Annotated in this window: 16 protein-coding genes and 1 riboswitch; of the genes, 10 read left to right on the forward strand and 6 right to left on the reverse strand. The window is 51.9% G+C overall.

Translation table 11 applies throughout. The features are described 5' to 3' along the window. The first annotated feature begins 21 nt into the window (after nt 1-21). Nucleotides 22-3,954: a phosphoribosylformylglycinamidine synthase gene (purL, locus tag IT527_RS08805; RefSeq protein WP_292968163.1), complete on the forward strand. Its 3,933-nt coding sequence runs from the start codon at nt 22-24 to the stop codon at nt 3,952-3,954. A gap of 54 nt (nt 3,955-4,008) precedes the next feature. Next, the gene (locus IT527_RS08810) at nt 4,009-5,286 is read left to right on the forward strand and encodes a ChaN family lipoprotein (RefSeq protein ID WP_292968164.1); all 1,278 of its coding nucleotides are present in this window, start codon (nt 4,009-4,011) and stop codon (nt 5,284-5,286) included. Between the two features lie 12 nt (nt 5,287-5,298). Here the strand turns inward: IT527_RS08810 and IT527_RS08815 are convergent, their stop codons facing one another. The 3 genes from IT527_RS08815 to IT527_RS08825 are packed head-to-tail and all read right to left on the reverse strand — an operon-like array spanning nt 5,299 to nt 8,864. Continuing rightward, nucleotides 5,299-6,666 (reverse strand): sigma 54-interacting transcriptional regulator, encoded by a 1,368-nt coding sequence (locus IT527_RS08815; protein WP_292968165.1) that lies wholly within the window; start codon nt 6,664-6,666, stop codon nt 5,299-5,301. A 12-nt stretch (nt 6,667-6,678) separates the two neighbouring features. Further along, entirely contained in the window at nt 6,679-7,365 is a 687-nt protein-coding gene (locus IT527_RS08820) for a hypothetical protein (protein ID WP_292968166.1), read from the reverse strand. Beyond that, a complete protein-coding gene (locus tag IT527_RS08825) occupies nt 7,362-8,864 on the reverse strand; it encodes a HAMP domain-containing sensor histidine kinase (RefSeq protein ID WP_292968167.1) in 1,503 nt (500 codons plus the stop codon). The genes IT527_RS08820 and IT527_RS08825 overlap by 4 nt, the downstream gene beginning before the upstream one ends. A 125-nt stretch (nt 8,865-8,989) precedes the next feature. Here IT527_RS08825 and IT527_RS08830 point away from each other — a divergent pair, with 125 nt between their 5' ends. The 7 genes from IT527_RS08830 to mfd all read left to right on the forward strand — a co-directional run bounded on the left by IT527_RS08830 (nt 8,990) and on the right by mfd (nt 18,890). Next, entirely contained in the window at nt 8,990-9,592 is a 603-nt protein-coding gene (locus IT527_RS08830) for an aminodeoxychorismate/anthranilate synthase component II (protein WP_292968168.1), read from the forward strand. Next, entirely contained in the window at nt 9,589-10,614 is a 1,026-nt protein-coding gene (gene trpD / locus IT527_RS08835; protein WP_292968169.1) for an anthranilate phosphoribosyltransferase, read from the forward strand. The genes IT527_RS08830 and trpD overlap by 4 nt, the downstream gene beginning before the upstream one ends. A gap of 5 nt (nt 10,615-10,619) precedes the next feature. Continuing rightward, a complete protein-coding gene (locus IT527_RS08840) occupies nt 10,620-11,540 on the forward strand; it encodes an indole-3-glycerol phosphate synthase TrpC (RefSeq protein ID WP_292968170.1) in 921 nt (306 codons plus the stop codon). 86 nt (nt 11,541-11,626) lie between these two features. Beyond that, complete coding sequence (locus IT527_RS08845; RefSeq protein ID WP_292968171.1) at nt 11,627-12,223, forward strand: cytochrome P460 family protein; 597 nt, start codon at nt 11,627-11,629, stop codon at nt 12,221-12,223. 142 nt (nt 12,224-12,365) lie between these two features. Further along, entirely contained in the window at nt 12,366-14,129 is a 1,764-nt protein-coding gene (recJ, locus tag IT527_RS08850; RefSeq protein ID WP_292968172.1) for a single-stranded-DNA-specific exonuclease RecJ, read from the forward strand. Next, entirely contained in the window at nt 14,122-15,402 is a 1,281-nt protein-coding gene (locus IT527_RS08855; protein ID WP_292968173.1) for an MgtC/SapB family protein, read from the forward strand. Before recJ ends, IT527_RS08855 begins: the two co-directional genes overlap by 8 nt. Nucleotides 15,403-15,428: 26 nt before the next feature. Beyond that, a complete protein-coding gene (gene mfd, locus IT527_RS08860; protein ID WP_292968174.1) occupies nt 15,429-18,890 on the forward strand; it encodes a transcription-repair coupling factor in 3,462 nt (1,153 codons plus the stop codon). A 26-nt stretch (nt 18,891-18,916) separates the two neighbouring features. Here the strand turns inward: mfd and IT527_RS08865 are convergent, their stop codons facing one another. Next, the gene (locus IT527_RS08865; RefSeq protein WP_292968175.1) at nt 18,917-19,279 is read right to left on the reverse strand and encodes an exosortase system-associated protein, TIGR04073 family; all 363 of its coding nucleotides are present in this window, start codon (nt 19,277-19,279) and stop codon (nt 18,917-18,919) included. Between the two features lie 71 nt (nt 19,280-19,350). Next, on the reverse strand, nt 19,351-19,674 hold the full coding sequence (gene fdxA / locus IT527_RS08870; RefSeq protein ID WP_292968176.1) for a ferredoxin FdxA: 324 nt from the start codon (nt 19,672-19,674) through the stop codon (nt 19,351-19,353). A 323-nt stretch (nt 19,675-19,997) separates the two neighbouring features. Next, a riboswitch (guanidine-I (ykkC/yxkD leader) is annotated at nt 19,998-20,099 on the forward strand. 222 nt (nt 20,100-20,321) lie between these two features. Between fdxA and uca the strand changes: the two genes are divergently transcribed. Next, nucleotides 20,322-23,957 (forward strand): urea carboxylase, encoded by a 3,636-nt coding sequence (gene uca / locus IT527_RS08875; protein WP_292968177.1) that lies wholly within the window; start codon nt 20,322-20,324, stop codon nt 23,955-23,957. Here uca and IT527_RS08880 read toward each other — a convergent pair. After that, nucleotides 23,945-25,321 (reverse strand): transglycosylase SLT domain-containing protein, encoded by a 1,377-nt coding sequence (locus tag IT527_RS08880; protein WP_292968178.1) that lies wholly within the window; start codon nt 25,319-25,321, stop codon nt 23,945-23,947. The genes uca and IT527_RS08880 overlap by 13 nt on opposite strands. Between the last annotated feature and the right edge of the window lie 5 nt (nt 25,322-25,326).

Below are 25,326 nucleotides of genomic sequence, written 5' to 3' on the forward strand. Positions count from 1 at the left end.
TTATTCGACGGGCAAATTCCAATGCTGCAATTTTGCGGGCGCAATGCGCTTTCTCTCTTTCGTCTGGAACGTCTGCTTCACTCAGTTCAGGCAATCGTACCGCAAATTTCTGCCATTACTGCTGATTACCGCTACTTCTGCCAGGCCGGGCGTGATTTGACGCCGGACGAAATCAGCCGGTTGCAGCAGCTGCTGGATGCCGATGAAACCGGAGTGCAGCCTTCTCCGGACAGTGAACTGTTACTGGTTGTCCCTCGTCCCGGCACGATTTCTGCCTGGTCTTCCAAAGCCACTGACATAGCCCGTTGCTGCGGTCTGAACAGCATCGAACGGCTGGAGCGCGGTATTTCCTATACGCTTCACTGCCGGATGACACCGTTGCCGGAGCAGATTTCACAAATTGGCGCCTGTTTGCATGACCGCATGACTGAAGTGGTGCTGTGCTCATTGTCAGAAGCAACCGTCCTGTTTCACCATTCCGAACCGGGTGCACTGGGTGAAATTGATATAACGGGCAGAGGAAGGGACGCCCTGTTGCAGGCCAACCGGGAAATGGGGCTGGCGCTGTCGCCCGATGAAATTGAGTATCTGCTGGCGTATTTCGCCCGCATTGAGCGTAACCCGACCGATGTTGAGCTGATGATGTTTGCGCAGGCCAATTCGGAGCATTGCCGCCACAAGATTTTCAATGCTGACTGGGTAATTGATGGTGTTCCGCAGCCACATTCGCTGTTTGGCATGATTCGGCATACGCACCAAAGCCATCCCCGGCACACGATTGTGGCCTACTCGGATAATGCTGCGATTCTGGAAGGGGAAACCATTGAGCGGTTTTATCCCGGACGGGGGAACAGATACGGATACGAACCGGAGTTCACTCACTGGCTGGTCAAGGTAGAAACACATAATCATCCGACAGCGATTTCCCCTTTTCCGGGTGCTGCAACCGGTGTGGGAGGAGAAATCCGAGATGAAGGGGCAACCGGTTCTGGTGCGAAACCCAGAGCCGGCCTGACCGGATTCAGTGTTTCCAACCTGCGTATTCCCGAAGCGATCCAGCCCTGGGAAGCGGGTGATTATGGCAAACCGGGGCATATTGCTTCCGCACTCGACATCATGCTGACTGCCCCGATTGGTGGTGCAGCATTCAGCAATGAATTCGGCCGCCCCAATCTGGCAGGGTATTTCCGTACTTATGAAGTGGAAGTCAGCGGCCAGATGCGCGGCTACCACAAACCCATCATGCTGGCTGGCGGCATCGGCCAGATTTCTGCCTCGCACACCGTGAAAGAACCTTTCCCGCCAGGCACCTTACTGATCCACCTGGGTGGGCCGGGCATGGCAATCGGGTTGGGGGGCGGTGCGGCATCCAGCATGGATGCCGGCACCAATGAAGAAGCACTCGATTTCAATTCGGTGCAGCGCGGTAATGCTGAAATGCAGCGGCGTGCGCAGGAAGTGATCGATCGTTGCTGGCAACAGGCCCGTAATGGGCAGCCCAATCCGATTCTGGCTATCCATGATGTGGGTGCGGGCGGGCTTTCCAATGCTTTGCCGGAACTGGTGCATGGCGCTGAACGCGGTGGCCGGTTTGATCTGCGTGCAGTGCCTTCCGATGAACCGGGCATGTCACCCATGCAGATCTGGTGTAACGAATCACAGGAGCGTTATGTGCTGGCCATTCATCCGGAATCCCTTCCCCTGTTCCAGGCAATCTGCGAACGTGAGCGCTGCCCCTTTGCCGTGGTAGGTGAGGCGCTGGCAGAGCCGCAACTGATTGTGACTGATGAATGCTCGTCCATCCGTCCGGCAGATATCCCTTTACCCGTATTGCTGGGCAAACCGCCCAGAATGGTACGCGATGTACAGCGTATTTCCCCTGCACCTGCCCCGCTGGATAAAAGCATTATCCGCTTGCAAGAGGCTGCCAGTCGCGTGCTGCGCTTGCCTGCCGTGGCGAATAAATCCTTTCTGATCACAATTGGTGATCGCAGCGTTGGCGGTCAGACGGCACGGGATCAGATGGTTGGCCCGTGGCAGGTGCCGGTGGCCGATGTTGCGGTCACAACCAGTGGTTTTCAAACGTATCTGGGAGAAGCGTTTGCACTGGGGGAACGCACGCCGCTGGCGGTGATTAATGCTGCCGGCTCGGCACGCATGGCGGTGGGAGAAGCCATAACCAATCTGGCTGCTGCTGCGATTGCTGATCTGGGGATGGTCCGGTTATCTGCCAACTGGATGGCGGCAGCCGGCCACCCGGGTGAGGATGTGGCGCTGTACGACGCTGTGCGCGCCGTGGGAATGGAATTGTGCCCCACCCTGGGAATCAGCATTCCGGTAGGCAAGGATTCGTTATCGATGAAAACAGCCTGGCACGATACACAGCAGATGCGGCAGAAAGAAGTGGTTGCCCCGCTTTCACTGATTGTTTCTGCCTTTGCCAAAATATCCGATGCACGCAAGACGCTTACACCGCAATTGTGCACGGATAAAGGCGAAACCGGGCTGATTCTGATTGATCTTGGCAAGGGCAGGAATCGGCTGGGTGGGTCAGCACTGGCACAGGTTTATGCTCAATCGGGCAGTGATGCCCCTGATCTGGAAAATCCGGCACAGCTCAAAGCCTTTTTTGATGCCATTCAGATACTCAATAGTCGCGGATTGCTGCTGGCTTATCACGATCGTTCCGATGGCGGTCTGTTCGCCACCTTATGCGAAATGGCCTTTGCCGGACATTGCGGTATCAGCATCACACTGGATCCGCTGATCTCCGGCATGGCGGATGATGCAGATGAACAGGTGCTATCGGTCTTGTTTAACGAGGAGCTTGGTGCTGTTATCCAGATCGGGGCTCGCCACCATGATGCAGTAATGGCAGTTCTGGCGGATGCAGGATTGCAGCAGGTGAGCCACGTTATTGGCAGCCCGAACCAGCGAGATCAGCAGGATAACCGACAGGATGTTATTCGCCTGATGTGTGGCAATAAAGTGGTCTTCCAGGAAGAACGTGCGGTGTTACAGCGTCTCTGGTCGGAAACGAGCTTCCATATGCAAAAATTGCGGGATCATCCCGAATGCGCCCGCCAGGAATTTGACCGGATTCTGGATACGGATGATCCGGGGTTGTATGCGCAGCTGACGTTTTCACTCACCGATCCTGTTTTTGTGCCGAATCTGCTTGTCAGCCGTCCGGCAGTTGCTGTTTTGCGTGAGCAGGGCGTAAACGGCCATGTGGAAATGGCAGCAGCGTTTGATCGTGCCGGGTTTGATGCCGTGGATGTGCACATGAGCGATATTCTGTCCGGGCGAGTTGCGCTGTCTGAATTCAAAGGGCTGATTGCCGGTGGTGGATTTTCTTACGGTGATGTACTGGGTGCAGGCCGTGGATGGGCGCAGTCCATTCTGTTCAACGACCGGGCACGGGATGAATTCGCCGCATTCTTCTCCCGCACGGACACCTTCGCGCTGGGTGTATGCAATGGCTGTCAGATGATGAGCCACCTGCAGGCAATCATTCCGGGAACAGCGCACTGGCCACGTTTTGGACGTAACCGTTCCGAGCAGTTTGAAGCGCGTTTCGTCATGGTTAGAATCGGGAACAGCCCTTCCCTGTTTTTTGACGGCATGACCGGCAGCGCTATGCCAGTTACGGTTGCGCATGGTGAAGGCTATGCACAGTTCCGTGATAATGAACAGCTGCTTGCGGCTCGGGCCTATGTTGCACTGCAGTTTGTCGATAACCGGGGTGTACTGACGGAAACTTATCCGCTGAATCCTAACGGCTCACCCGCAGGTATTACCGGTCTGACTTCGACCGACGGCCGGGTAACCATCCTGATGCCGCATCCCGAACGGATTTTCCGTACCGTTCAGCATTCTTGGCACCCCGACGACTGGCCAGAGGATTCACCCTGGATGAGAATGTTCCGGAACGCCCGCAAATGGGTGGACTGATTCGGGGTGATAGGTTTTATTACCCGTTTTTACTGATTACCAGGAAAAATAACCATGATTGATTTCAGACCGGGCTGGCGATTAGCCATAAGCAGTTTGCTGTTGCTGGGAGGGGTAACCGTTATTTCCAATGTTTCTGCCCGGGCCGGATCGGAAAAAAAGCCTGACACCAGTGAACAGGTGATACAAAACCAGTCACAGAACCAGTGTGTGCCGGTGGCAGACTGGGTGGTTCCCGGCAGGGGAGAGGTAACTCTGGCCAGTGTGCTGGCTTCAGTGAAAGACAAATCAGTCGTGTTGCTGGGTGAAACCCATATCAACCCCGAACATCATCGCTGGCAGTTACAGATGCTGGCTGCTTTGCATGCGGTACGTCCGGATATGGTGATTGGCTTTGAGATGTTTCCACGACGGGTGCAGAAAGTGCTGGATCAATGGGTGGCGGGTGAACTGACAGAATCCGAATTTTTATTGCGTTCAGAATGGCAGTCTGTCTGGAGTACCGATGCCGGTTTGTATCTGCCCCTGTTCCATTTTGCACGAATGAATCGTATCCCGATGCGCGCACTCAACATCGATATGCACTTGCGGCAGGCTGTTACGGCAAAGGGATTTGACAGTGTGCCGGAAAAAGACAGGGAAGGTATCACCCGTCCCGCGCCACCTGTGCCGGAATACCTGGAATTTCTGCTGCCAATTTATCAGCAGCATAATCGCACCAGCCATAAAACGGCCGGTAATAAGCAGAAACCTGGCCTGTATGATGCGGATTTTCTGCGATTTGTTGTCAGTCAGCAGTTATGGGACCGGGCAATGGCACAGGAAATTCATGCCACGCTGAACCGGTATGACAGGCATAAGAAGCCGCTGGTAGTTGGCATTATGGGATCCGGGCATATTTTTGGAGGATTCGGGGTTCCGCATCAGTTAAAAGATCTGGGTGTGAAAAAAACGGGTTCATTGCTGCCATGGGATACCGGTCGATCCTGTAAATCGCTGGTTGAAGGCTATGCTGATGCGGTATTCGGGCTGGCCCCGTTTGCTGCGGAACCAGGTACGTCTTCGCATCAGCGCCTGGGTATCGGTTTTGAGTTCAGTAAAAAAACCGGTGGAGCACTCGTGCTGCAGGTTGAGCCAGGCAGTATTGCTGAATCTGCCGGACTGCAGGCTGGCGATGTGATTCTGGGAATGGCTGGCAGTGCAATCAGGGAAAGCGGCGAGGTTGTCGCTACGGTTAAACGTCAGGCGCCGGGCACCTGGCTGCCGCTAAAAGTATTGCGGGAAGGTGTAACGATTGAAGTTATCGCAAAATTTCCGCCATTAACCCGATAAGATAACCGGATATCAGGCCTTTTCCTGCAATGATTTGTAAAGTGTGAAATCCAGCTGGTGCCGTTGCAGCAGCTTGTAAAACTCGGTACGGTTACGCTTGGCCAGTTTGGCTGCCTGAGTCACATTACCAGATGTGATCTTCAGCACCTTGACCAGATAATCTCTTTCAAACTGCCTGCGGGCATCTTCAAATGAGGTCATCTGTTCTTCATCCTTGTGCATGGCGTCGCGAACCAGCTCACCGGAAATAAGCGGAACGGCACTCATGACGACGCTTTGCTCAATGACATTCATCAGCTGGCGAATATTACCGGGCCAGGAAGAAGCCAGTAAAAAGCTGGTTGCTTCTGGAGAAAACCCGTTAACCTCCTTTTGATGCTTCTCCGCAAATACGCGCAGAAAATGATTGGCCAGCAGGGGGATATCCTCATTGCGCTGGGCAAGTGAGGGGATCGACAATCCCACTACAAACAGCCGGTAGTACAGATCTTCACGAAAATTTCCCTCCTCGATTTCGGATTTCAGATCCCTGTGCGTGGCGGAAATAATGCGTACATCAATCGGAACCGTTTGTGGGGAGCCTACTGGCCGGATAACCCTTTCCTGCAGCGCATGCAGCAGTTTTGCCTGGAGCAGTAAAGGCATATCGCCAATCTCGTCCAGAAATAAACTGCCTCCTTCGGCTTGCTGAAATAATCCCTTGTGATCCCGCACCGCACCGGTAAAAGCCCCTTTAGCATGGCCGAACAGTTCGGATTCCAGTAACTGTTCCGGAATGGCGGCACAATTGATGGTGACGAACGGCTGATCACAACGCCGGGATGCCTGGTGGATGGCACGGGCAAACAGTTCCTTGCCGACGCCGCTTTCACCGGACAGCAGTACGCTGGCATCTCCTTGGGCTACCCGGTCTACTTTGGCCAGCAGATCTTCCATGACCGCACTTTGGGTAATGATGGCTTTACGCCATGAAGATACCGGCTCCTTTCCGGGAAGCGTCTCAACGGCTGGTGCCATATCAATCGCACGTTCCACCTGGCTCAGCAGGATTTTTGGATCGTAAGGTTTGGTGAGGTAGCCAAAAATTCCGCGTTGTGTTGCTGTGACCGCATCCGGAATGGTGCCGTAAGCCGTCAGGATAATGACCGGCAGTGTGGGAATGTTGCGATGAATGTGATCAAACAGTGCCATCCCATCCAGACCACCCATTTGCATGTCGCTGATAACGAGGTGCGGGCGGGAAATGTCAAGATAATTGATTGCTGCTTCGGCACTGTCCGCAAGCATGGTTTCATAGCCGGCAGCAGTCAGGCGGATGGAAAGCAGCTCCAGCAGATCCCTGTCATCATCCACTAAAAGAATTTTTTTGTTTTGCGTCATTTTATGTACGGGTCAAAGCGTATTTTTACGCATCAGGTGTTTTTCAATATTTTTAATTGCGTTGATTTTACTCTTTAATGTTTTGATTTCTGCTTCGGATGAATGTAATTTTTCAGTCAGATTTTCGATTTGCACTTTCGCAGCCCGCTGCTGTTTGAGTAACGTTACCAGCAGTTTTTTGAAGGCTATCGTATCCGGTGCGGAGGGTTCAACCTGTTCAGGAAGTGTTTCCATCAGTTTCAGCGCCCCTTGTGTGGTTTGAAAGCCGGTGTTTGGCAAGGTCAGCAACAGCAGCAATTTAAGCCGCTGCTGTATATCGGTACTTTCCCGATAGTGGCTGTTTGCATATTTGTATTCTTTCAAAAGTGCGGCTTTAGACATGCCTTGCAGCGAATCATAGTAATGCATCAGTTCACTCAGGCTGTTTTCCGACTCCCGGATGATATGGATTTCCTCCCTGACAGGCACCTGTACGGGTTGGGCTGGCGGATGCACACACCCTGCCAGCACTGCGGACAGAACGATCAGTCCTGTTATCACCAGACTGATCCGATACCCTGCCATCCGGATCAGGCTTGCCGGAATCCTGCTGAACGTGTCTTTTGGCAGCATTGGCAGTTTTGGTAACTTTGGCAGGTATGGAGCGGACAGAATCAGGGTATTCGGGAAGGGGGTTGATAATTTGAGAATACTTGTCATGTTATAGATTCAGAATGATTAAGGGGTAACGTTAGCCGGAAATGGGCGCCGTGTTTTCCGGCCTCCTGGATAAGCTCGATATTTCCGCCGTGCGCAATTGCATATTCCTTTGCAATTGCCAGACCCAGGCCGGTACCTCTGACAGAGCTTTCAGACGGCGTATTGCGGCCCTGGTAAAAAGGTTCGAATATCTGGTTTCCATCAATACTATCCACGCCCGGGCCAGCGTCTTGTACGTCGATTTGCACATTGTCGCTATTGTACGACGCCACTATCTCAATAAGACTGCCTGCCGGAGAAAATTTGATTGCATTGGAAAGCAGGTTATCAAAAATAATATCCAGTTTCTGCTTGTCACATTTCAGGGATAACTCCGGGCAATCCAGCCTGATTTTGAGGTTTTTGCTCAGAACAGAAAGATTTTGTGCCTGTATCACCGAATGAATGATCTGCTTCAGGTTAACGTGTTGTTTAACGAGCGTGATAATTTCTGCCTGAAGTGCACTGAAATTCAGCAGATCCTCAATCCGTCTTTGCAGCTGCATGCTGCCGGTATGGAGGATTCCTGCGATAAGCTGCTGTTTTTGATTGAGTTCTCCCGTAACACCTTCCGCCAGTAAATCTGCACCTTCACGAATAGCGGTCAGTGGTGTTTTTAATTCATGAGAAATATGACGAAAGAACTGTATTTTCTGGCTTTCCAGCTTGAGCAAACGCTGCCGCAGCCAGTTCAGCCGTTCCCCGATATAAACGAGGTTTTGCGGCCCGTTGACACGAATAGACTGAGTAAGATCACCCCGGCCCATTTGCGCAATGGCTTCATCGATCTGGCGAACCGGGCGAGCAATGAATACAGATAAACTCAGCGCAAGAAAAATAACCAGTGGAACCAGGGTCAGTAATTCCCATTCGACCAGGGAGCGGGTTTGTGTGGCAATTTCATCCATACTCCCCACGTTTTGCTCGATGATATGGAAACTGTTGGTGGAAAATTCCTGCGTCAGTGAGAGCAGCATTGCAAAACGTTCAAGCAGATACTGCAGTTCCTGCGGATGCTCTTTTAAGCTCAGCATTTCCCTGAAAAGGCTGAGTTCGAGCAAACGCATTTTTTCTAACGGCAGTTGCTGTTCCGGGCGGGTGGAAATAGCAGCAAGATGATTGGTAATGTTTTCAAACTTGGTATGGGCGAGAAAATAGCCTTCCAGCAGGGAAGCATCATCCAGTACCAGCGCATGCTGTACACTTCGCTCCATTGCCATGATCTCACCGATGATAACGCTGATGCCATTCGTGATTTGTGTGGCCTGGTAGATGTTGTTCCGGCTTTGTTCGGATAACTGATCAATGCGCACGGCGCTGTATATCAGCGCGCCGATCAGCGGCAGTCCGACAATGAAAAACCCCATTAAAATCCAGGACAGAAATGATTTCGGCTTATATCTGGACCCGGTTTTCCGGCGTGTTTGCTCGGGTGATGAAACATCGGTAGAAATTTTCATAGTGCAGGTTTACCTTTCATGCAACCTGGGCGAAAATACCCGGGTAAGAAGCCTTCGGCCATTTCTCCGGTTTTTCCGCAGTGTCCGACTTCCCTGAATTCCAACAAATAGTGATTTTACCCCTCATGTTGTTGATGATTGATAATTACGATTCCTTTACCTATAACCTGGTGCAGTACCTGGGTGAGCTGGGCGAGGAAGTCATGGTTGTTCGAAATGACGAAATTACACTGGAAGCCGTTCAGCAGCTGAATCCTGCCGGTGTTGTCATTTCACCGGGCCCGTGCACGCCCGATGAGGCGGGTATTTCGATAGAGCTGATCAGCCGGTTTGGCGGAAAGGTTCCTATATTGGGCGTATGCCTGGGTCACCAGAGCATTGGCCAGGCTTTTGGCGGGAGAATTGTACGTGCCGGAAAAGTTATGCATGGTAAAACTTCACCGGTTTTTCATGATGGCAAAGGTGTCTTCCAGGGGATGCCAAATCCATTCACGGCGACCCGCTACCATTCACTCGTGATTGAACGCTCGAGTATACCCGACTGTCTTGAAATTTCTGCCTGGACTGAGGATGGCGAGATCATGGGCGTGCGGCATCGCACATTGCCTGTTGAGGGCGTGCAGTTTCATCCCGAATCGGTTTTAAGTGAACATGGCCACCAGCTGCTGGGTAATTTCCTTCAAGGTAACCATATTCAACCGTCTTCTTCGAATCTGTGTAACGCGTGAACCCGCAGATAATTCTTGCCCGAATTCTTGAGCAGCGTGAAATCCCTTACGAGGAAATGGTTGAGCTGATGCGCGCGATCATGTCGGGAAATGTATCGCCGATCATGACAGCCGCCCTGGTTGCCGGGTTGCGCATGAAACGGGAGAGTATCAGTGAAATCAGTGCAGCTGCTCAGGTCATGCGCGAGCTGGCTGTGCGTATCGAAGTGGCTGATTCGGGTCATCTGGTCGATACCTGCGGCACCGGCGGGGACGGACGCAGCACTTTCAATATTTCAACCGCTTCTGCTTTTGTAACCGCTGCTGCAGGTGTACAGGTCGCCAAACACGGCGGCCGCTCCGTTTCCAGCAAAGTGGGCAGTGCGGATGTGCTGGAAGCTATCGGCATTAACCTTAATCAGACACCCGATCAGATTGCCCAATCCATCACCGAAGTCGGTATCGGTTTTATGTTCGCTCCCAATTTTCACCATGCCATGAAACATGCGGCCCCTGTTCGGCGCGAATTGGGCGTGCGTACGATTTTCAATATCCTGGGGCCGCTGACCAATCCGGCAGGTGCTAAAAATCAGTTACTGGGTGTATTCAACCCTGATCTGACCAGCGTGCTGGCACAAGTGCTGCTGCGATTGGGAAGCCGGCATGCCATGATCGTGCACGGCAGTGACGGGCTGGATGAAATCACGATATCCGGCCCGACCAGAATCGCCGAGCTCAATGCAGGCAAAATCCGGGAATATAGTGTACAACCGGAAGATTTTGATCTGGAACGCGCCGATATCGCATCGTTGCAGGTGGACAGCACGGAAGAGGCCCGGAATATGCTTTTATCCGTACTGGATAATCGTTCCGGCCCCGCCAGGGATATTGTTCTGCTTAATGCTGGTGCTGCCATTTATGTCGCGGGAAAAGCGGATTCCTGGATTCAGGGTGTGAAAATAGCTCGCGATATGCTGATCAGTGGTGCTGCAAAACAGAAAATGCAGGCGTTGATTGAATTTTCCAATCGGTTAACAGATTAGTTTGTATGTCAGATATTCTTGATCGCATCCTTGCCGTAAAAAAGCAGGAGATCACAGCTGCCAAAGTAAAAAAATCACTGGAAGAAATCCATAAAGAAGCAGCAGGCATGCCTGCTCCGCGTGATTTTTTCCAGGCGATATACCGGCGGGTCAGCCGGAACCGGGCTGCCGTCATTGCAGAAATTAAACGGGCCAGTCCAAGCAAGGGCCTGCTGCGCGGGCGTACAGAAGCTCATGTAATACAGGCAACAGGGTACACGGGAAATTCTCCTGAACAGAATGTGATTCCAGAAGATTTTGTTCCGGCAGAAATTGCGGCCGGTTATGCCAAAAATGGCGCAGCCTGTTTGTCCGTCCTGACAGATGAACTGTTTTTCATGGGAAGTGCCGATTTTTTACAGCAGGCACGCGCAGCATGCGATTTGCCAGTACTGCGCAAAGATTTTTTGCTGGATGAATATCAGGTTTATGAGGCGCGCGTGATGGGGGCAGATTGTATTCTGCTGATTGTTGCTGCATTTCTTTCACCGGTTTTCCAGCAGGATGCCACTATCCATCAGGGTGACAGTGCACTGGAACGGATGCGTAAGCTCGAAGCCATCGCACAGGCGCTGGGGATGGCAGTGCTGGTGGAAGTACACGATGCGGATGAGCTTGATCTGGCGCTGCAGCTGACAACATCGCTGATCGGGATCAACAATCGTAATCTGCGGACTTTTGAAACAACACTGGATACTACGCTGCAACTGGTTAAACGTATTCCATTCGGGAAAATCGCTGTTACCGAAAGCGGTATCCGCACACCTGCCGATGTGGAAATGATAATTTCCCGCCATGTTTATGCTTTTCTGATTGGAGAAACATTCATGCGCGCGCCGGATCCGGGCACTGCGCTGGCAAACCTGTTTACAACCAACCTGGCGTAAGTTGTGTCATGCCTTCAACCGGAGAGTACCTCAGCCTGGCTGAAGCAGGAACAATTACGCTGTCAATCCACTAAAAGGAGATCTTTATGCGTTTTAAGAAACAACTGGCAAATGGTTTGAGTGGCCTGATCCTTTCGGCAGTTATGGCTGGCAGTACACTGGCTGCCGGTGTAGCCGAATTTAACGACAAGGGTGAACTGCTGTTACCGAAAAACTACCGTGAATGGGTGATGGTTGGCACTCAGGTAACACCCAATGAGCTGAATGACGGGAAGGCACCTTTTACTGAAATCAGAACAGTTTATGTCGATCCGGAAAGCTATGCCCACTGGAAAAAAACAGGTGAATTCCGGGATGGAACAATGACCGTGAAGGAGCTGGTCAGCGTGGGGGATCGTAAAGGCCCGGGCAGTGGTAACGGCTATTTCATGGGGGATTACATCGGCCTGGAAGCGTCTGTCAAAGATTCCGGGCGCTTTGCGGGTGAGCCGGGTAACTGGGCTTTCTATATTTTCTATGTTCCCGGCACTCCGCTGGTTGCTGCAGCTAAAAACCTGCCCACTGCTGATTGCGCTGCCTGTCACAAGGAAAATGCGAAGACAGACATGGTCTTCACACAATTTTATCCTGTGTTACGTGCCGCCAAGGCAACCGGTGAATCCGGTGTAGTCGCACCCAAGTAAATAACAGATACAAATTTGGCAAGCAGCAGGAGTATTGCGGTAACCCGATAGTTGCATTACCGCAGCGAAATACTCCTGTTTTTTTCCTTCGTTCTCCCCGCAGCTACGGCCAGTTACAGCCTGGTGATAAAATGCTGGCATTATGGCCAACATTACTACCCGTAAAATTCCCGCCGATGCATACGAGATACTGAGTGCACATGGCCTGCCATCCGTACTTGCACGTATTTTTGCTGCTCGCGGTATAGCTCACCCGAGCCAGCTTGAAACCACTTTTTCCCGAATGGCTTCGTTCGAGCAACTGAAAAACAGTAAACAGATTGCCGTGTTACTGGCCGATGCCATTGCCGCACAAAAGCGTTTACTTGTGATTGCGGATTATGATACCGATGGAGCCACTGCCTGTGCCGTTGCCCTGCGCGCGTTGCGCCAGTTTGGCGCCATGGTGGAATACCTTGTACCCAATCGTTTTGAATACGGCTATGGATTGACACCGGAAATCGTGCGCCTGGCCGCTGATCGGATGCCTTCTCCTGATATCCTGATTACAGTGGATAACGGTATCGCCAGTGTGGAAGGCGTAGAGGAAGCCAACCGTCTGGGGATGCAGGTATTCATCACTGATCATCATTTGCCGGGTGACCGGCTGCCGGATGCAGCCGTCATCGTCAACCCCAATCAGCCGGGATGTCCTTTTCCTGACAAGCATATCGCCGGTGTTGGTGTAATTTTTTATGTCATGCTGGCGCTGCGGGCAGAATTGCGTGAACGGGATGCTTTTGCCGCAGCCGGTAAAGAGCCCAATCTCGCCAGCCTGCTTGATCTGGTTGCGCTGGGTACGGTTGCCGATGTAGTCAGGCTGGAAGGAACCAATCGCATCCTGGTACAACAGGGGTTGCAGCGCATTCGTAACGGGTTTTGTTGTGCCGGTATTCATGCTTTGTTCAAGGCAGCCGGGCGAGACTTCCGCCGTGCCGCTGCTTATGAGATGGGATTTATTCTTGCACCCAGACTGAATGCCGCCGGGCGGCTGGATGATATGTCACTGGGAATCGAGTGTCTGCTGACGGATGACGAATCACGTGCACTGCGCCTTGCCGGTGAACTGGATGAGCTGAACCGCCAGCGTCGCGAAATCGAGTCCGGTATGCGTGATGAGGCAATGGATAAACTGGGCGGCGTAATTGATTCCCTGAATTTGCCCGATACGCCGGCAAATAACGATGGCCAGTCCGTTTACAGCTTGTGCCTGTATGACTCCGGCTGGCACCAGGGTGTCATTGGTCTGATTGCTTCACGTGTCAAGGACAGGCTGCACCGGCCAGTGATCGTTTTCGCCCGGGGTGGCGATGGTGAGATTAAAGGTTCCGGCAGATCGATCTTGAGCCTGCATCTGCGTGATGCGCTGGATCTGGTTGCCAAGCGCTGTCCCGGGCTGATCATTAAATTTGGCGGCCATGCCATGGCTGCCGGTCTGACAATACACGAACAGGATTTCGAGCTGTTTCGCACCGCATTTGAGCAGGTGGCACAATCCCTGCTGACACCGGCTGATCTGATACAGGTAATTGAAACTGACGGTATGCTGGAAGAGGCGGATTTGACTCTGGAGCTGGCGCAATATCTGTCGGATCAGGTATGGGGGCAGGGTTTTCCTGAACCCAGTTTTAATGGCTGTTTTCGGGTTGAGAATCAGCGTATCGTCGGGGAAAAGCACCTGAAGCTGAAATTGCGAAAAGCCGGTACCGCACAGGTGTATGACGGAATTTTGTTTTTCTGTGCTGAACGACTGCCCGCCGAAATTGATGCAGTTTATCGGGTGCAGGTGAACGAATACAATGGAAGCACACGGATGCAGTTATTGCTGGAACACTGGTTTGCATCGGGCCAGGCGCAGTATGGATGATCTGTTTCTGCTCTCGCAGGAGCGCGGTTATCTCGCCCGGTTTGCCACCAGTCTTGCTATCGGTTTGCTGATTGGCCTGGAACGTGAACGCAGTCCATCAGCCAGGGCAGGGCTGCGTACCTTTGCGCTGGTGGCCATGTTTGGCACACTGGCTGCCATGCTGTCGCATAAGGCGCAGACGCCATGGCTGCTGATCTGCGGTTTGTTACTGGTTGGCATCATGGTGATTGCCTCTTATCGGGACAGGCGGGACCTGCCGGAAGATCCCGGTACCACCACGGTAACCGCTGTACTTATTTGTTACGGGTTAGGCGCCATGGTGTGGTATGAAGAGTCAAGGCTGGCTGTCATGCTGGCAATCATCACAACCATTTTGCTGTATTTCAAAACTGAATTGCAGGGTATCTCACAAAACCTGACCCGCAAGGATCTGATTTCAATTTTGCAGTTCGCAGTGCTCAGTTTCATCATCCTGCCGATTCTGCCTGACAAAAATTATGGACCTTTCGATACCTTTAACCCCTATCAGGTTTGGCTGATGATCGTGTTGATCTCGGGGGTCAGTCTGGTGGGCTATATTGCCCTGCGTTTTATTGGCCAGCGCCATGGTGCGGTTTTGCTGGGTATTTTGGGCGGACTGGTTTCCAGCACAGCCACTACACTGGTGTTTACACGCCGTAACGTGGATAAGCCTGATATTACCAGCCTGGCTGTCGTTGTGATTCTGCTGGCCAATCTGGTTATGCTGGTTCGGCTGGCGCTGATTACTGAAATGATTTCTCCGGAAATTTTTCCTTATCTGCTGCCGGTTCTGGGAGGAGGGTTTTTTCTGGGGCTGATTGCCTCATTGTTCTGGTGGCGCACATTCAGCCAGCAGCAAACCGTTCCCATGCCCGATACCAAAAATCCGGCAGAACTGACTACTGCCATCGGATTCGGCCTGATTTATGCGGTTGTTTTATTTTTTAGCGGATGGCTGTCTGATATTGCCGGCAGCAGTGGATTGTATGCCGTGGCGGTTATCTCAGGTCTGACCAACGTAGATGCAATCACGCTGAGCAGTTTGCGTTTGCACGGGCTTGGCAGGCTGGAAATCGTGGAAGTGGTCACTGCAATTACGCTTGGGATCATTGCCAACCTCATTTTCAAACTGGGGCTGATTTTTTTTACAGGTAACACGGTGCTGACCAGGCGATGCTTCGCGGGGACAATCGCCATTATTACCGGCCTGGCAGGCGCACTTTTCACAGCCACTTATTTGTCATATTTCTGAGCAATTCACACCTCGTTTGTAAAATCATGTTATCCAGATCCAATTCATTTTCTGCGGAGCAGTTACGGCATTACGCCGGTTTTGAAGGTTCCGGTGATGCCTGTGCACTGGCCCGACTGGCAAAACAGGATCAGACCGGGCAGATGCTGGCCGTTATCACGGCTAATGCGCTGGATGCGCAACGATTACTGGGAGAAATTCCATTTTTTGCGCCGGATTTGCGCGTAAGTCTGTTACCGGATTGGGAAACACTGCCATACGATATTTTTTCGCCTCACCAGGATCTGGTTTCGGAGCGTCTGGCCACGTTTTACCAGATTACACACAATGCCTGCGATGTATTGATCGTACCGGTTACGACGGCGTTGTACCGGATGCCGCCGCGGGAATTTCTGGCAGCACATTCATTTTTTGTCAGCCAGGGCAGCACGCTGGATTTGCCGGTATTCCGCAACCAGATGTCACTGGCGGGGTATTCCCATGTATCGCAAGTGCTTTCACCGGGGGAATACAGTATTCGCGGAGGGTTAATCGATCTGTTTCCGATGGGCAGTTCGCTCCCTTATCGTATTGATTTATTCGATGACGAAATCGAATCAATCCGTACCTTCGATGTGGATACCCAGCGCAGTATTTATCCGGTCAGGGAAATCCGGCTGCTGCCGGCACGGGAATTTCCGCTTGATGAAGGTGGGCGCAGCCGGTTCCGTACCGGTTTCCGCGAGAAATTCGAGGGTGATCCCACACGTTGCAGGCTTTATCAGGAAATCAGCAAAGGTAATATTCCGGCCGGTATCGAATACTATCTGCCGCTTTTTTTCGAACAGACCGCCACGTTGTTCGATTATTTGCCGCAACCTTCCCGCGTGTGTCTGCATGGGAGTGTTGCCGCCACTATTGATAACTTCTGGCAGGATACTCGTTCACGCTACCAGTTGATGCGCGGCGATCCGGATCGGCCTCTGCTTTCTCCAATAGATCTGTTTTTGCCGGAAGACCGGTTTTATGGTCATCTCAAATCCTATGCCCGCATTGAAATACAGCCCGGGCAGCAGGCAGATGCTGACAGATCTTTCACTCGCGCTCTGCCTTCTGTGCACGTGGACCGTCGTGCTGCCAATCCCATTGAGCAGCTGACCACTTTTGTGAATACGTTTACACAGAATGGCGGGCGGGTTTTGCTGCTGGCAGAAAGCATCGGGCGGCGCGAGCTTATGGCTGAGTATCTGCGTGAATATGGCCTGCAACTGAAACTGTGCGAAGATTTTGCAGCATTTCAGTCGGATACTGCGCCCTGCATGCTGAGTGTCGCCCCTTTGTATGGCGGCTTTATTCTGTCTGAAGAAAATCAGGCACTGGTTACTGAAAATGAGCTGTATGCCGCGCATGTGCGTGGACAACGTGCGCGCGAAGCCCGCAAAACCACATCAGCTGATTCCATTTTGCGTGATCTGTCTGAAATTAAACCCGGCAGCCCGGTCGTACATGAACAACACGGTATCGGGCGTTATCTCGGGCTGGTCAATATGGAAATGAGTGGAGACGGTTCCGGCCAGTCCAGTGAATTTCTTGCTCTGGAATATCAGGGGGGGGACAAGCTGTATGTGCCGGTCACACAGCTTCATCTCATCAGCCGCTACAGTGGTGCAGCACCAGAAGCAGCCCCTCTGCATAAACTCGGAAGCGGTCAGTGGGAAAAAGCCAAGCGCAAAGCAATGCAACAGGTGCGTGATACGGCTGCTGAACTGTTGAATCTGTATGCGCTGCGCGCTGCACGTACAGGCCATACATTTCGTTTCAGCCAGCATGATTACAATGCCTTTGCTGATGGCTTCGGTTTTGAGGAAACACCGGATCAGGCTGCTGCCATTAATGCTGTCATTCAGGATATGGTGTCCGGCAAACCGATGGATCGGCTGATTTGCGGTGATGTCGGTTTTGGTAAAACGGAAGTTGCCTTGCGGGCAGCCTTTATCGCGATTGCGGATGGCAGGCAGGTGGCGGTACTGGTCCCAACCACACTGCTGGCAGAGCAGCATTATCAGAATTTCTCTGATCGTTTCGGGTTGATTGCCGAACAGTGGCCGGTGAAGATCGCCGAGCTTTCACGTTTTCGTTCTGCCAAAGAACAGTCTGAAGCACTGAAAAGCCTGGAGCAGGGAACGACTGACATTATCATCGGCACGCATAAGCTGATTCAGGACAAGGTTAAATTCAAAAACCTCGGACTGGTTATCATCGACGAAGAACATCGTTTCGGGGTGCGCCAGAAAGAGCAGCTTAAAAAACTTCGTACCGAAGTGGATGTACTGACACTGACGGCAACACCGATTCCGCGTACTCTGGCGATGTCACTCGAAGGATTGAGGGATTTTTCAGTGATTGCCACTGCACCGCAGCGGCGGCTGGCGATCCGGACATTTGTGCACCCTTATGCAGAAGGAATCATTCGCGAAGCCTGTTTGCGCGAGCTGAAACGGGGTGGCCAGATTTATTTTCTTTATAACGAGGTCAGTACCATTCAGAACATGTATACCAAACTGGCCAAACTGCTGCCGGAAGCCAGAATCAGCATAGCCCACGGGCAAATGCGGGAAAGCGAGCTGGAACATGTCATGCGCGACTTCTATCAGCAGCGTTTCAATCTGCTGCTATGTACGACCATTATTGAAACGGGAATTGATGTACCTACCGCCAACACGATTATCATTCACCGTGCCGATAAATTTGGACTGGCACAGTTGCACCAGCTGCGCGGCAGAGTTGGCCGTTCACACCATCAGGCGTACGCTTATCTGCTGACACCGGAAAAGGCTACGCTGACTGCACAGGCGATCAGGCGGCTGGAGGCTATTCAGGCTATGGAAGAGCTTGGCTCCGGGTTTTACCTGGCCATGCATGATCTGGAAATTCGTGGTGCAGGGGCAGTGCTGGGGGATTCACAAAGCGGTGAAATGCAGGAAGTCGGATTCAGCCTGTACAGCGCACTGCTGGATGCGGCAATCAAGTCGCTGAAAGCCGGTCACGAACCGGATATGCAGCAGCCTTTAGGTGTTTCCGCCGAGATCCGGCTGCATGTACCGGCATTACTGCCGGAAAGTTATTGTGGTGATATTCACGAGCGGCTGATTCTATATAAACGTATGGCGGGTTGTAACAATGAGGCCGAGCTGAACGAAATTCATCAGGAACTGATCGATCGCTTTGGTTTGCTGCCGGATCCTGCCCGTGCATTACTGGACAGCCACCGTTTGCGTATTGAAGCCAGGGAATTGGATATTACGCGCATTGATGCCGGCCCGGACAATATTCAGGTGCAGTTTGCGCCTGATCCCCGGGTTGAAGCTGCCAAAATTATCCAGCTGATTCAAAGTGGTAAAGAATACGGCCTGGCGGGACCTGACCGCTTGAATATCCGGCTGCAGATAGCGGATGTGAGTGAGCGGGTTAAGAAAATCAGAAAGTTGATGGCACTGCTGAAAAACTGAAGCGGGCACGCAGATAAAACCGGTAACTATTGCCCGTAGGTTGTTTCTTTATCGAAATCCTGCCAGATATAGGAAGGGTGGACCGTTGATTGCGTGGGGATAAAGAAAGTTGCGGCATCCAGTACGCCAAATACGGTACGGCCAATCGTATGCATAATGCCAGTCACAAAACCGATGGTCAGTCCGTAGGCAGCCCCATCACGCCGGCTGGTAAGAATGATGGTTTTAGGAAGTTCAACAAAGCCGGTAGCAGCATTGGTAATGCCATTGACCAGCTTTTCACTCGCTGTAACCGGGTAGCTTTGCACCATATTGTGCTGTGCCGTGGCTGTTTGTGAAAGTGTGCAGAAAAACACCAGAAAGATAACTGACGTGATCAAAGTTTTCATGATTGGCGTTCTCCTGACCCTGTTGGTGTATTCGACGGAAAGGATAGCGGGATTCGTAACGACAAATCCTGTCAGCGCTCCAGTTTGTCCAGCTTGCTTGAAACAGATGCCCATTCATCCGCATCCGGCAGCGCATCTTTCTTCTCAATAATGGGCTCCCAGATTTTTGACAGTTCTGCATTAAGTGCAATGAATTGGCGCTGATCGTCAGGTACATCATCTTCCGCATAAATTGCTTCTACCGGACATTCCGCTACACACAATGTGCAGTCGATACATTCATCCGGATCAATCGCCAGGAAATTGGGACCTTCCCGGAAACAATCCACAGGACATACATCTACGCAATCGGTGTATTTGCACTTGATACAGCTCTCGGTTACTACATAAGTCATAATGATATTCCTTTAGCGACACTATTCTTAACAGACCCGTGATTCTATCAGAATCCCGGTAAATTCTGCTACATACACCGGGGACTGGACGGTATCTCCGGTACCGGCATCCTGCAGCCGGCCGCATCCTGCTGACGTTGTTTTGCTGTAACTGTCAGATCATTCCCCTTCAAAACCGGAAGGAGGAACATAACGGCGCGGGGCCGGTATGTTTTTAACAGAATGTTGTCGTTTTGAGAAAGATCGGCTACCCTTAAAGCTGTTTCTACTGTGGCCGGTAGTGTCAAAGTTGTCACCATGGATTTTGCTGCCAGCTGGTTGAAATTACTTCAGGCTAGGGTTCCGGCTTTGCAAAAAGTGTCTGGTCCGAGAGCCTGAGGCTTCGAAGTGACGAAGCTCCACGGAGGGATAAAAGCCCGGGAGGTTGCATAGTGCCGAGTGCATTATCGATTTAGGCTATTTTCCGACAATCTGGAGGTTCGCATGTGCTGTCTGCTTTTCCACCTTTTCTGCTATTCCTGCCTTTATTTCCGGCTTTATTCCGTATTCTCTGTTTCCTTCGCTCAGGGCCCGCCCCTGCATATCGGTTGCAATCTGTGTTTATTTCCGTCTGTTTGATCAGGCCAAATCCGCAGTAAGGAGAATTCATGTTTACCAAAATTTTGATAGCCAATCGTGGTGCGATTGCCTGCCGTGTTATCCGCACTTTGCGCCGTATGGGAATTGGCAGCGTAGCGGTTTTTACCAAAGCGGATGCGCTGTCACGCCATGTGCTGGATGCAGATGAGAGTGTTTGTATCGGTGAAGGGCTTGCCGGTGAAAGTTATTTGCGTGCTGACAAGATACTGGAAGTGGCACACCGTACCGGTGCCCAGGCTATCCATCCCGGGTATGGGTTTCTGAGTGAAAATGCGCTGTTTGCCGAACAATGTGCTGCAGAAGGGATCTGTTTTCTTGGCCCCGCACCTGAGCAGATGCGTACTTTTGGCCTGAAACATACTGCCAGAGCACTCGCGCAGCAATTCAACGTGCCCCTGTTGCCCGGTACCGGCTTGCTGGAGAACGCGGATACAGCCTGTGAGGAAGCCGATCAGATCGGTTACCCGGTTATGCTGAAAAGTACAGCAGGAGGAGGGGGGATTGGCATGCGGCTGTGCCGTAACCGGCAGGAATTAATAGATGCATACGAATCGGTCAAAAATCTGGCACAAAGCAATTTCAGTGATGCCGGCCTGTTCCTGGAAAAATATATCGACCAGGCTCGCCATATTGAAGTGCAGATTTTTGGTGATGGCCGTGGAAAAGTTATCGCATTGGGGGAACGGGATTGTTCCATGCAGCGGCGCAACCAAAAGGTGATTGAAGAAACACCTGCACCGGGCCTGTCGCCTGCAACCCGGAAAGCATTGCTGGATACGGCTGTGTGCCTGGGGGAATCAATCCGGTACCAGTCTGCCGGTACGGTGGAATATGTTTATGATGCCCTGGCTGACCGGTTTTATTTTCTGGAAGTTAATACTCGTCTGCAGGTGGAGCATGGTGTTACCGAGATGGTGACTGGTATTGATCTGGTTGAATGGATGGTCCGGCTGGGTGCAGGTGAATTAGCTCCTCTGGAATCATTCACTATCCGGCCGCAGGGCGCTTCCATACAAGCGCGTGTTTATGCGGAAAATCCGGCAAAGAATTTTCAGCCTGCCAGCGGTTTGCTGAGTGCTGTCAAATTCCCGGAGACGGCACGGGTCGAAACCTGGGTGGATGCCGGTTGTGATGTTTCAGCTTTCTATGACCCGATGCTGGCCAAAATTATTGTGCATGCCGATGATCGCGATCAGGCGATTGATCGTCTGATGGCCGCATTGAATGAAACCACGCTCTATGGGATTGAAACCAATCTGGATTACCTCAGGCAGGTGTTATCCGGAACAGTATTTCGCAGCGGCCGGGTCAGTACGCAATTCCTCGCCGGATTTCACTATCAGCCCCATACCCTGGATGTGTTGAATGCCGGTGTACAGACGACGGTGCAGGATTTTCCGGGCAGGATGGGTTGCTGGAGTGTAGGCGTACCGCCATCCGGCCCGATGGATAATCTGGCTTTTCGCCTGGCCAATTATCTGGTGGATAACCCGGAAGGTGCAGCCGGACTGGAAATTACCCTATCCGGGCCCACGCTGAAATTTAACTGCAACAGTCGGATTGCAGTCTGTGGAGCACCCATTGATGTCTGGCTGGATGGCAAGCCGCTGGAACAGTGGCAATCGCACTTTATCAGGGCGGGTTCGCAGCTGCGTTTCGGCAAAATCGGGCAATCGGGCAGTCGATCCTATCTGGTTTTCCATGGCGGAATCCAGGTGCCGGAGTATCTGGGCAGCCGTTCCACTTTTACGCTGGGGCAGTTTGGCGGACATGCCGGGCGAGCCTTGAGTGCCGGGGATGTATTGCATATCCTGCCCGCAACAGATGTTAAATCAAAGATATTGCCTGTTGAGAATATCCCGCGTTATACCAATCGGTGGGAGATTGGGGTGTTGTATGGGCCGCATGGTGCGCCAGATTTTTTTACCGAAGCCGATATTGATGAATTTTTCGCCACCGACTGGAAGGTACACCACAATTCCAGCCGTACCGGTATACGGCTGATCGGTCCTAAACCGCAATGGGCACGCAAGGATGGGGGGGAGGCCGGTCTGCACCCGTCCAACATCCATGACAATCCCTATGCGGTCGGTGCGATCGATTTTACCGGTGATATGCCTATCATCCTCGGCCCGGATGGCCCCAGCCTGGGTGGATTTGTCTGTCCTGCCGTAATTGTGCAGGCGGAGTTGTGGAAAACCGGCCAGCTCAAGCCGGGTGATAGTGTGCGCTTTTATCCGCTGACACAGGAACAGGCGCTGTTGCTGGAGAAACAGCAGGACCAGATGATTCAGGCTGCAGATTCCTCCATTCATGCAGCACCTGATCTGTCTGCGCTTTCAGCAAAACCGGACACACCGGTATTACACCGGATAGCGGCCAGCAACGGACAGATGCAGGTCATTTACCGGCAATCCGGCGATAAGTACCTGCTGATTGAATATGGTGAACCGGTACTCGATATCGCACTGCACCTTCGTGTGCATACCCTGATGGCCTGGTTGCAGCAGGTTGTTGAAACGGAGGCTTTACCCGGAATTCTTGATATGACACCGGGTATTCGTTCCCTGCAGATACATTTTGATTCCCGGCTTTTGGCGCGCGAGCATCTCCTGAAAAAACTCATTGCGGCCGAGAAAGACCTGCCGGCGAGCGACGCAATGGAAATTCCCTCGCGTATCGTGCATTTGCCACTTTCCTGGGATGATGCTGCTACCAGGCTTGCCATTGAAAAGTACACACAATCGGTTCGGCCGGATGCGCCCTGGTGTCCGAGCAATATTGAATTTATCCGCCGTATCAATGGGCTGGAGAGTATCGAAGAAGTCAGGCGCATTGTTTTCGATGCCAGCTATCTGGTCATGGGCTTGGGGGATGTCTATCTCGGTGCTCCGGTTGCGACCCCGCTTGATCCCCGCCATCGGCTGGTTACAACCAAATACAACCCGGCGCGTACCTGGACGCCGGAAAATGCGGTGGGAATTGGTGGTGCTTATCTCTGTATTTATGGCATGGAAGGCCCGGGCGGATACCAGTTTGTCGGGAGAACCATCCAGATGTGGAACCGCTACCGTCAGACCAGAGATTTTATTGCAGGCAAGCCATGGCTGTTGCGCTTCTTTGACCAGATCAGGTTTTATCCGGTTTCAGAACAGGAGCTGCTTGAACTGCGTCAGGATTTTATTACCGGACGTTTTTCACTGCGTACTGAAGATACTGTTTTCAGTCTGCGATCCTACGAAGCATTTTTGCACCGGCACACGGATAGCATTCAGGCATTCAAGGCCCGTCAGCAGCAGGCTTTTGAAGCCGAGCGCGAACGCTGGAAGCTTGGCAATCTACAGGAAGAAACGGATGACAGCAGTGAAGTTGAGACGACACCGGATTCATCCGGTGTTCAGCATATGCTGGATTTACCCGCCGGGGCATATCCTGTCAGCTCTGACGTAACCGGTACAATATGGAAGCTGTTAATTGAAACCAGACAAACAGTCAGTGCCGGGGATCCGGTTATCATTATCGAATCCATGAAAATGGAAATCACCCTGAGTGCGCCAGTTAGTGGAACCGTACAGCAGATCGGCTGTAAACAGGGTGATTATGTATTTTCCGGGCAGATGCTGCTGATCGTTCAGGAAGAATGAGCGTTGTTGTTAAAGGGTAGAGGGGCCAGCTTGAGCGTAAGCTTCTGCCCGATGGAGAGCTGATTGCTTCCCTTATTCCATAAACGGATTGTTTTGACATCAATTCCGTAGCGTTTGGCGATATCGTGGAGCGTATCTCCCTTTTTGACGGTATAGATCACATGCCCTGCTGCCGATGAGGAACGTTTCGTTACGGGCCTGGGCTGATGCAGTGCAAGGTACGTAACCTCTCTTGCACTGCTGCCGTCACGTGGTACCAGCAGCTTTTGGCCTTTTTTCAGTGCTGCACGTTCAGCAATCCCGTTGATTGCAGCCAGTTTGCCGGCCGGGATACGATACCGGATGGATAAATCCTGCAATGTTTCCGTTTTTTCAACCTGGTAAATGCGCCACGATACCAGTGATTTATCATAATTTTCCAGATTATCGACAAAGGTTTTGATGCTGGTAACGGGTAACAGCAGGGTGCGCGGAGAATCTTCCGCTTTGATGACAGGTCTGTGGTAGGCCGGGTTCAATGCATTGAATTCATTTTCTGAAATTCCGGCAAGCCTGGCCGCCAGCTGCACATCGATTTGCTGGGTAATTGTAATCTGCTCAAAATAGGGCCGGTTTGAAATCGGCTTCAGCTTGATGCCATAGCGGCGGGGATTGGCAATGATATTTCTGATGGCAATCAGTTTGGAAATATAGTTTCTGGTTTCAGCTGGCAGGCCAATTTCCTGGTAGTGGACTGATTTATTACCGCCGTGATCTTCATCAATTACCTTCTTCAGTGACCCCTGTCCCCAGTTGTAAGCAGCCAGTGCCAGCTTCCAGTTGCCAAACATTTTGTGGAGCATCTGCAGATAGTCCAGCGCCGCCTGAGTGGCGGCAATAATGTCGCGCCGTTCGTCATGCCACCAGTTTTGCTCCAATCCGAAGGCTTTTCCTGTTGAAGGGACGAACTGCCATAATCCTGCAGCATGCTTATGGGAATAGGCGTCCGGATCAAACTCGCTTTCAATGATAGGCAGCAGTGCAATTTCAGCCGGCATGCGGCGGCGCTCTACTTCCTCAAGGATATAAAACAGATAACGCTGACTGCGTTCAACAATATGATCTATGAATTGCTGATTTTTACAGAAATTGCTTTCATGCTGCCTGATTTCCTGGCTTTGTGTGCCAGTCAGGGAAAATCCGGCCCGTACGCGCATCCATAGATCATCTTGCTGCTTGTGTAACTGCACCTGGTACTGTCTGGTATCCAGGGCGGTGATACTTACATTTTTTTCTAAAGCTCTGCCGGCATTCGCCGTAACAGGGAGGGAAGTTAATATTGCTGCAGCAATCAATGCCAGTGAGGTATTCGATTTTGTCTTCATCCTGA

Origin of the sequence: Nitrosomonas sp. (assembly GCF_020852615.1) — a bacterium.
GTDB lineage: Bacteria > Pseudomonadota > Gammaproteobacteria > Burkholderiales > Nitrosomonadaceae > Nitrosomonas.